Source organism: Nitrococcus sp. (assembly GCF_059432795.1).
The window spans coordinates 1-7,952 of record NZ_JBXWZQ010000059.1; the positions used below are offsets into that span (position 1 = coordinate 1).

8 protein-coding genes are annotated in these 7,952 nt (G+C 64.7%); 3 read left to right on the forward strand and 5 right to left on the reverse strand.

Translation table 11 applies throughout. From position 1 onward, the window contains the following. A partial coding sequence (locus tag AC52Q4_RS04840) for a PepSY-associated TM helix domain-containing protein (protein ID WP_495535676.1) occupies positions 1-801 on the forward strand: 801 nt, incomplete at its 5' end. A 74-nt stretch (positions 802-875) separates the two neighbouring features. Here the strand turns inward: AC52Q4_RS04840 and AC52Q4_RS04845 are convergent. The 5 genes from AC52Q4_RS04845 to AC52Q4_RS04865 all read right to left on the reverse strand — a co-directional run bounded on the left by AC52Q4_RS04845 (position 876) and on the right by AC52Q4_RS04865 (position 6,380). Further along, positions 876-1,376 carry an NUDIX domain-containing protein gene (locus AC52Q4_RS04845; RefSeq protein ID WP_495535677.1) on the reverse strand — a complete coding sequence of 167 codons (501 nt, stop codon included), beginning with the start codon at positions 1,374-1,376 and terminating at the stop codon, positions 876-878. Between the two features lie 12 nt (positions 1,377-1,388). Further along, on the reverse strand, positions 1,389-2,063 hold the full coding sequence (locus AC52Q4_RS04850; protein ID WP_495535678.1) for a DUF4126 domain-containing protein: 675 nt from the start codon (positions 2,061-2,063) through the stop codon (positions 1,389-1,391). Positions 2,064-2,143: 80 nt separating this feature from the next. Then, positions 2,144-3,874: a M14 family metallopeptidase gene (locus AC52Q4_RS04855; RefSeq protein ID WP_495535679.1), complete on the reverse strand. Its 1,731-nt coding sequence runs from the start codon at positions 3,872-3,874 to the stop codon at positions 2,144-2,146. 118 nt (positions 3,875-3,992) lie between these two features. Further along, entirely contained in the window at positions 3,993-5,234 is a 1,242-nt protein-coding gene (locus AC52Q4_RS04860) for a threonine ammonia-lyase (protein ID WP_495535680.1), read from the reverse strand. 72 nt (positions 5,235-5,306) lie between these two features. Further along, complete coding sequence (locus tag AC52Q4_RS04865; RefSeq protein ID WP_495535681.1) at positions 5,307-6,380, reverse strand: Leu/Phe/Val dehydrogenase; 1,074 nt, start codon at positions 6,378-6,380, stop codon at positions 5,307-5,309. Between the two features lie 389 nt (positions 6,381-6,769). On the opposite strand from AC52Q4_RS04865, the gene AC52Q4_RS04870 reads away from it, so the two are divergent. Both AC52Q4_RS04870 and AC52Q4_RS04875 read left to right on the forward strand, forming a co-directional pair. After that, the gene (locus AC52Q4_RS04870; protein WP_495535682.1) at positions 6,770-7,111 is read left to right on the forward strand and encodes a hypothetical protein; all 342 of its coding nucleotides are present in this window, start codon (positions 6,770-6,772) and stop codon (positions 7,109-7,111) included. Between the two features lie 127 nt (positions 7,112-7,238). Beyond that, the coding region (locus AC52Q4_RS04875) for a sulfotransferase family 2 domain-containing protein (RefSeq protein ID WP_495535683.1) at positions 7,239-7,952 on the forward strand (714 nt) is incomplete at its 3' end.

Consider the following 7,952-nt stretch of genomic DNA (forward strand, 5'->3'; position numbering starts at 1 on the left):
ATCGCGATTGACCCCTATACTGCGGAAGTGCTCGGCCGGCGCGAGTACGGCCATTATTTGATGTCCTTCCTGTATAAACTGCACCACACGCTGTGGTTGGGTGCCGCCGGGGAGACAGCCGTTGGCATTCTGGGGCTATTCTTGTTCAGCGCGCTGGTGACCGGGCTGTATCTTTGGTGGCCCCGGCGCGGCCAGATACGCAGAGCGTTCACGGTCAAGCGCGGGACGAGCCCGATTCGTTTTTTCTATGATCTGCATAAGCTTGGCGGGTTTTGCGTGGCGCTGATCCTTGCCGTTATCGCCTTCACCGGCGTTTACATGGTTTTTCCTCAGTACGTCAGGCCGCTGGTCGACAGCGTCTCGCCGCTGAGCGATCCCGCCGCAACGCTCGCGGCGAGCGGACAGGCGGCCGGGCGGCCGATAACGATGGATCGCGCGGTAAACTCAGCGAGGCAGGTATTTCCCGAGGCTGAATTGCAGCGTATTTATTTTCCAGAGAACCACCAAGGGCCGTACGAAATCGTTTTCCGCCAAGCCGGCGAGGTGCGCAAAACAGCCGGTAGCTCGCAGGTCTGGGTCGATCAATACAGCGGCGAAGTGGTTTACCGCCAGGAGCCCGCAAGCCTGAGCCCCGGCGACCGATTCCTAATATGGATGTTCCCGTTGCACAATGGCGAAGCATTCGGCTTGATCGGCCGCACGGTCGTTTTCGTCTGTGGTGCCTTTCCCATGTTTCTTTATGCCACGGGCATGATCGTGTGGTGGAAGAAAAGACAAAGGCGGCGGCTTGCAAAAGCTTGAACGGCGAGGCGCTCTGCGGCTTCCGGCAGAAACGCAGCCGCCGGACGGTATAGAGCGTGGGCGCGCCGCTCGTCTCACGTATCCGTCTCCAGCCCATGGTGTTCGGCGAGCCTCGCCCAGTGCTGGGGCAAGTGGTGCCACAGCGCCTCGGCGCGCTCGATGATGCTACGCATCCAGCGCGTGCTCGGATCGTCGGCGCTGAGCAGATTCTGCGCCTGCGCGGCGGTGACCCAACGATGCGCTTCGTGCTCGTCGCTGCAGGCGACGGCGTCGGCATCGTCCAGAACACAACCGTAAACCACGCCTACCGTTTCATTGGCCGGCTCCGGCGCGCCGCGATGGAAGTGCGTCGTGCCGAGCACGCATTGCAGCCGCACCGGTGTACCGATTTCCTCGATCACCTCGCGATGCAGGGCCTGTTCGAAGCTCTCGCCCTGTTCGAGTCGTCCGGTGACGCATTCCCATACGCCGGGCGCGTAATCCTTGCTGCGCGCGCGCTGCAGCAGGAGATAACGTCTATCCGCGGTGGAGCGGATCAGCGCGGCAACGCCGCATTGGAAGTACCCATGGGCCACGAGGCGGTTTCCTCAAGGCGGCAAGCGCCTGCGCCGCGGCGGTGGCAGCCGCGGGGCGCTCGGCGTGGTCTGTGGAGCGGGGCCGGCCCGGAACAGCCTGGCGAGCGCGCGTAACAGCCCGCGGATGCCGTGCCAGATTTTCGGCAGCAGCCACACGGCGAGCAGCACGAAGACCGCGAGCGCCGCCAGAAACAGCCAGGGATGCTGCAGCGCGGTCCACAGCGCCGCGACCACGGCGAGATCCTCCAGCACGGAGGCGGTCCAATTGCTGAACGGCTCCGGCGAGGTGTTGATCAACACGCGCCCGCCGGCTTTCAGCGCATGCGTGCCGGCGGCAAGGGTGCCGCCCACGAGGCCCGCCGCGATCTGCACGGCCGGCGCGACGTCACCCACCGCGGCGGCCGCGAGAGCGGCGCCGGCCGGAATGCGGATGAACGTATGCAGCGTGTCCCAGCCGCTATCGACGCCGGGGATTTTATCGGCGAAGAATTCCGCGCAATACATGAAGCCCGCGGCGGCCATGACCACGGGGTCGGCGCAGACCGTGAGGCCCGGCGGCAGGCTCATGTAACCGGCGTTGTGCAAAAAACCCAGGGTCAGGATCGTGGCGTAGAGATTGATACCGCTGGCCCAGCCGACGCCGAGTGTCAGCGCAATGGTCGATACGAGGGCGCTCAATGGATCCAAAGATGGCCTCCTGCGTACCGGTCATCGTACGCGCTTTCGCAGCCGGGGGGCGGCCTGGCCTGCGATCGCGCCGCGGTGCCTCAGCCGATTTGCACCTGCGCGCTCAGCCAGCCGGTCCGGCCGCAGCCGACCTGTACCGTGACGCTGCCGCGACCCTGCAGAACCCAGCTCAGACTGCGTCGCGGCGCCTCCCCCTGGCTACGCGGGTAGGGTACCACGGTTGCGGCGCCGAAAAGGCCCCGCCCCCAGCCGCCGAGATGCCCTATCTCGCGGCGGCGGTCGTGGTGGTCGACGAGCGCGCAGCCGCTGGTGGCAAGCTCGGCATACAGCGGCTCGTTCCAGCTCAGGTGGCGCGCCGAGGAGAGAATGTAGGTGGGCAGATATCCGTGATTGGCGACGGTGAGATTCAGGCGGTAAGTGTTGTCGCCCAGCGGCACGGCTTCCAGCCGCTCGATGCGAAGCTGCGGCGCCAGCGCCGCGACGCGCAGCCACAGGGCGCTTTGCGCGGCGCATAGCTCGGGTAGCGTCTCGTAAGGGGGATTCGCGATGCCCACACGCGGATCGAGCCCGCCGACCTCGACCGCGCCGAGCTGCGGGTGTTGGGTACGTCTCCAGGGGTGCAGCAGACGCGATTCATTGTGGCGGGCATCCCAACGGGCGAGATCGATGAGCTGCTCCCGGGTCAGATGGGTGTAATGATCCACGAACGGGACCTTGCGCTCGATGCCCAGTCGGGCGAAGAGGTCCCAGAGCTCGCAGACCAGCGCCAAACAGCCGCGATGATGGTAGGCGAAATCGGTGAGATCACCGTGCAGCGGCTTGCCCGGCTCATAGGTGAACTCCTCGAAGCCGTTGATGGTGGGATAGCCCGTGAGCTCCTCGGCCCAGGCCGCTACTTGACGGTAGAGCAGCAGATCGGAGTGATCCATCGCGGCGTCGCCGGCATCGCTGAGCGGCCGGATGAAAACGCCGCCGAAGGTGTGCAGGTTCAACCAGGCGAACAGATTCGGGTGCCGAACGGCGAACTCGACCACGGCCCGCGATTCGGGCTCGCTCGTCGGGTAGGGACCGGCACCGCCCTGCTGATGCTCCGGCGCCCAGGCGTGCGGGAAGTTGCGGTTGAGATCCGTCGCATTGTCCGAGAGGAAGGCGGGCACGGGGATGTGGTGGCCGTCGAAGTCCTCGATGAACCCCTCAGGGTAGATGCGATAAAACGGCCCCGGATCGCCGAGCTCCCGGGGCAGCATGAGCCCGGGTACGGTGGTGGATTCGACGAAGTCGCCCGTCGGATCCTCTTGGCGCATGATCAGCGCCCGGCCGTCGCCGTCCACATCGGCGGTGCGCCAGCGCGGCGCGCTGCTTTGCTGATTCGGCCGCGGTACGGAGCGTACGTAGCGTCCGCCGGCGAGCACTGCCTCGGCGCCGTCCGGCGAGATCCGCGGCATGATGTAGAACTGCACGTCCAGGATGCTCTCGCGGACGGCCGGCGAGAGCCGATCGTCACCTGAAAGGTGCAGCCGCAGCACGTCCTCGGCAATCGCGAGCGCCACGCTCGAGCCGGCGAGCTCCACGGCATGCAGGTTGCCGTCCACCCATACCGCCGGGCGGCGATGGGCCGGCCTTGGGCCCAGGGTGAGCAGCCAGAGCTCGCGGCCCTCTGGCGTCTGCCCCAGGCTGTCGAGGTGAGCGATATCGGGATATTCGCGCGCCCAACTGTGCAGCTGCCGCGAGAGGGCCTCGTAGCCCAGATAACTGTGCCGAAACCCTTCTGACAGCGCTTCCAGGTCGGGCAAGGTCTTGCTGTGCGCCATGTCTGGATCCTCCTCGGCGCGGCCATTGCCGCGGCGCGGCGAGCCAATGGGAGCATCCCGTCCAGTGTTGCTGAAGGAGGCGGGCGCGGTAAAGCGCGGTCGGGGGCGGACGCCTCGGTCAGTGGTCGATGTGCCGCTCGTCGGGGTGCGGCTCGGCATCCGGCAGCACGGGGTCGTAGCCTTCCGCGCGCAGCGCCGCGAGCACTTCCTCCGTGTGCTCGTGGCCGCGGGTCTCTATCGTCACTTCCACCTCGGCCGAGCGCAGCGACAAATCGGTGAACGCCCGTTGATGGGCGATCTGGATGATGTTGGTGTTGTGCTCGGCAAGCAGCCGGGTAAGGTCTGCAAGCGAGCCGGGAACATCGGGCACACCGACCCTCAGGCGCACGATCCTGCCCGAACGGACCAGACCGCGCTGGATGACCGAGGACAAGGGCAGCAGATCGATATTGCCGCCGGTGATGATCAGTCCGACCTTGCGCCCGCGATAGCGCTTGGCCTGCGTGAGCACCGCGGCCAAACCGGCGGCGCCGGCGCCCTCCGCCACGGTTTTCTCGATCTCGAGCAGCATCAGGATGGCTTTTTCGATTTCGGGTTCGTCGACGAGGGCGATGCGGCTGATATTTTCCTGCACCAGCGGCAGGGTGATGCGTCCCGGTTCCTTGACGGCAATGCCCTCGGCGACAGTGGCCAGGCCAAAGCAGGCGGGCGCGCCGACGAGGGCCTGCTGCATCGAGGGAAAGCGCCGGCATTGAACGCCGACGATCTCGATCGCCGGATTGAGGGCCTTGGCGGCAATGGCATTGCCGGCGATCAGACCGCCACCGCCAATGGGGACGACCAGCACCTCGAGATCCGGATAATCATCGAGCATTTCCAGCGCGATGGTTCCCTGCCCGGCGATGACCGCCTCATCGTCGTAGGGGTGAATGAAAACGTAGTCGTTCTCCTCGGCAAGCCGCGCGGCGACCTTGCCCGCCTCGGCCACGCCTTCGCCCTCCAGACGCACATCGGCGCCGAACGCCTGCGTATTGGCAATTTTGACGTTCGGCGTGTGCACCGGCATGACGATCGTCGCCTGAATGCCCAGGCGCTGCGCATGGTAGGCGACCGCCTGGGCATGATTTCCAGCCGACATGGAAATCACCCCTCGGCGGCGCTCGTGCGCGGAGAGGCCGAGCAACTTGTTCAGCGCGCCGCGTTCCTTGAATGCGGCGGTGAACTGATGGTTCTCGAATTTAAGGTAAATCTGCGCGCCGCAGATCGCGGACAGCGTGCGTGAGTGCAAGCAGGGCGTGCGCACGATGCTCGGCTCGATCGCCTGGGCCGCGCGCCGCACGTCATCGATACTGATTGTCACGTCGCGTACAACCCTCCCCGGGTCTGGGCTCCTTGTCGGCGCCCGTGTCACGGCGGCCGCGAGAGTTGCGCTTCAGGCCGCCGCGACCGTGCGCGGCCGCTGAAAGCGCTCCTCGGCGATGCGATCGGCCACGCAGTTGGTCGGGCTGGCGGTGTGTTGCGCCCGCCAATAAATCTCACCCAATGTCTCGGCGATGCGCTCGATATGCAGGCGGGCCTGGCGGGGATCGTATTCGCCAAAGCCATGCGCGACATCGATGAGGCCACCGGCGTTGATGACATAGTCCGGGGCGTAGAGAATGCCCCGTCGCCGCAGCATTTCGCCGTGCTCATCGGCGGCGAGCTGATTATTGGCCGAACCCGCAACGACCCGAGCCTGCAGTCTGGGTATGGTCTGCTCGTCGAGTACGCCCCCGAGCGCACAGGGGGCGAATACGTCCACAGGCTGATCGTAAATTGCATCGGGCTCGACCACCGTGGCCCCGAGTTCGGCGGCCGCGCGCTCACGCGCTTCGGCGCGAATGTCGGTGACCCAAAGCCGGGCGCCGGCGCTGCGTAAATACGCCGCCAGATGCCAGCCCACATGACCCAGGCCCTGGATCGCCACCCGAGTCCCGGTCAGTTCGTCCCGGCCCAGGCGTTCCCGCACGCTGGCGCGCAAGCCCACCAACACGCCGTACGCCGTGGCGGGGGAGGGATCGCCGCTGCGCCACCTGCCGTCAGCGTCGAGGCGGTCGGCGATCCCGGCGACATGTGTCGTCTCTCTGGCGAGCACCTTGAGGTCCTCGACGCTCGTTCCGACATCCTCGGCCGTGATGTAGCGCCCGCCGAGGCTTTCGACGAACCGCCCCATGGCGAGCAGCAGACCTTCTGTCTTGTCGCGTTGCGGATCCGCGATGATCACCGCCTTGCCGCCGCCAAAGGGCAGGTCGGCCATGGCGGCCTTGTAGGTCATGCTGCGGGAGAGGCGCAGCACGTCTTCGAGGGCTTGCTCCTCGCTCTCGTACGCCCACATGCGGCAGCCGCCGAGGGCCGGTCCGCGGCGGGTATTGTGCAGGGCGATGATTGCGCGTAGGCCCGTTTCGGCATCGCAGCCGAAGACGACTGCTTCATGGCCGCGCAAATATTGATTGTCGAACACGCTCATGGCGAACCTCCCTTTCTCTCCCGAAAGTCGACCGAAGGCAAAGGAACATGCCTACAGCGTTCGCCGGCGGTGCGTGGGGCTGGGCCCCGGGTTGCGGCACCGCCCGGGCGAATCACCTGCGATGCCGTCCCTAGGAAGCAGCGATCGGTGATTTGGAGGTTCTGCGCCGTGGGAGGATACAATGCAGCGCCGGCTTTTGGCCTTTCGGGGTCATACGGGCCTCCTTTGCGGGGTTGCCGTCTGGGGTACGCTTGGGTCCCTTTTGAGGACCTCACGTACTATCCAGTGTATCGTCGTGTCGCGGAATGTCGATCCCCGGGCGGTTGCCGAAGCGTGCGCGCACCCCTTCCGATACACGGCAATTCGCACAACCATGAGGTATCAAAACAATGCTTTCAATCGCCCTGGCGGTACTGGCGGTCGCAGCAGCCGGTGGCCTGACGTTGGCTGTTGCCGTCGTGAGGCGACGCCGTTTTCCGGCATCCGTTGGATATCTGCACGGGACCGTTGGCTTGAGCGGCGTTGGTTTGCTGGGCAGCGCGGTGTTCGCGCGCTCGCAGGCGATGCCGGTCAACTCTGCCATGCTCCTTTTCAGCTTTGCCGTGATCGGCGGCGTGTTCATCTTGCTCTTCCGGCTGCAGCGTGAGTGGCCGCCGGTGTTCATGGTCATCCTGCATGGTGGTGTGGCGCTGGTTGGCCTGGGACTGTTGATCATCGGCGTGTTGGCATAAGTCGAGTCGTTCCGCGCTTTATCCGTTGAATGCGGCCCACTGTAGTGCGGCGACGGTGCGTTCGATGCCTGCGCGGACCCTGAAAAATCGTCGGCTTATCGCCCCATGATTGTGGTGATTAATCACTATGGACATCGTAGCTTTTATTCATATTAAAAAAACCGCCGGCAAAGCAATAAAACACCAATTACGCCGGGCGTTCGGCATTGAGCATTGTGACGTGAAACGCTGGCGTGACGATGCGGATTATTTCAGCGCGGCCGATTTGCATCGATTACTTTGGTTGTATCCGCGTTTGCGCAGCATCGCCGGGCACAGCATAAAAGCATACAGCGACCTCAGAATAAAATTCCCGAAACTCTCCTATTACACGTTCTTGCGCGATCCGATTCAGCGCAGCATCTCACATTACCAATACCGGAAGCATCTCGGCACCATAAAATGCACGTTCGAGGATTGGATCGGCGACGAATCCAATCATGATTGGCAGGTCCGGGCGCTCGCCGGCACGGCGGATCTTGATCAGGCGCTGCGAATGCTCGAGCACGATATCAGCTTTACCGGTTTGCAGGAGCGAATGGATGAATCGCTGCTGATGCTGAATCGCGCCCTGAATCTCCATCGGCTGACGCGAACGCCGAGTGAGCGGGTCAACGCGGCAAAGAACGGCGTTGTGCGCGATGAGATCATTAAGGACACGCGCAATCTTCGTTTATTGCGAAGGGCGAACCGGCTTGACATCGAGCTCTACCGATACGCCGAGGCGGTCGTCTATCCGCGGCAGCAACAGGCCTTCGCCAGCGCGCTCGAGCGGCAGGCGCGGGTCAGCGGGAGACGCTTC

Bases quoted from the DNA above. Each gene is read 5' to 3' on its own strand.
- AC52Q4_RS04855 (WP_495535679.1), bottom strand. From the start codon at position 3,874: ATGGCGCACAGCAAGACCTTGCCCGACCTGGAAGCGCTGTCAGAAGGG.
- AC52Q4_RS04865 (WP_495535681.1), bottom strand. From the start codon at position 6,380: ATGAGCGTGTTCGACAATCAATATTTGCGCGGCCATGAAGCAGTCGTC.
- AC52Q4_RS04870 (WP_495535682.1), top strand. From the start codon at position 6,770: ATGCTTTCAATCGCCCTGGCGGTACTGGCGGTCGCAGCAGCCGGTGGC.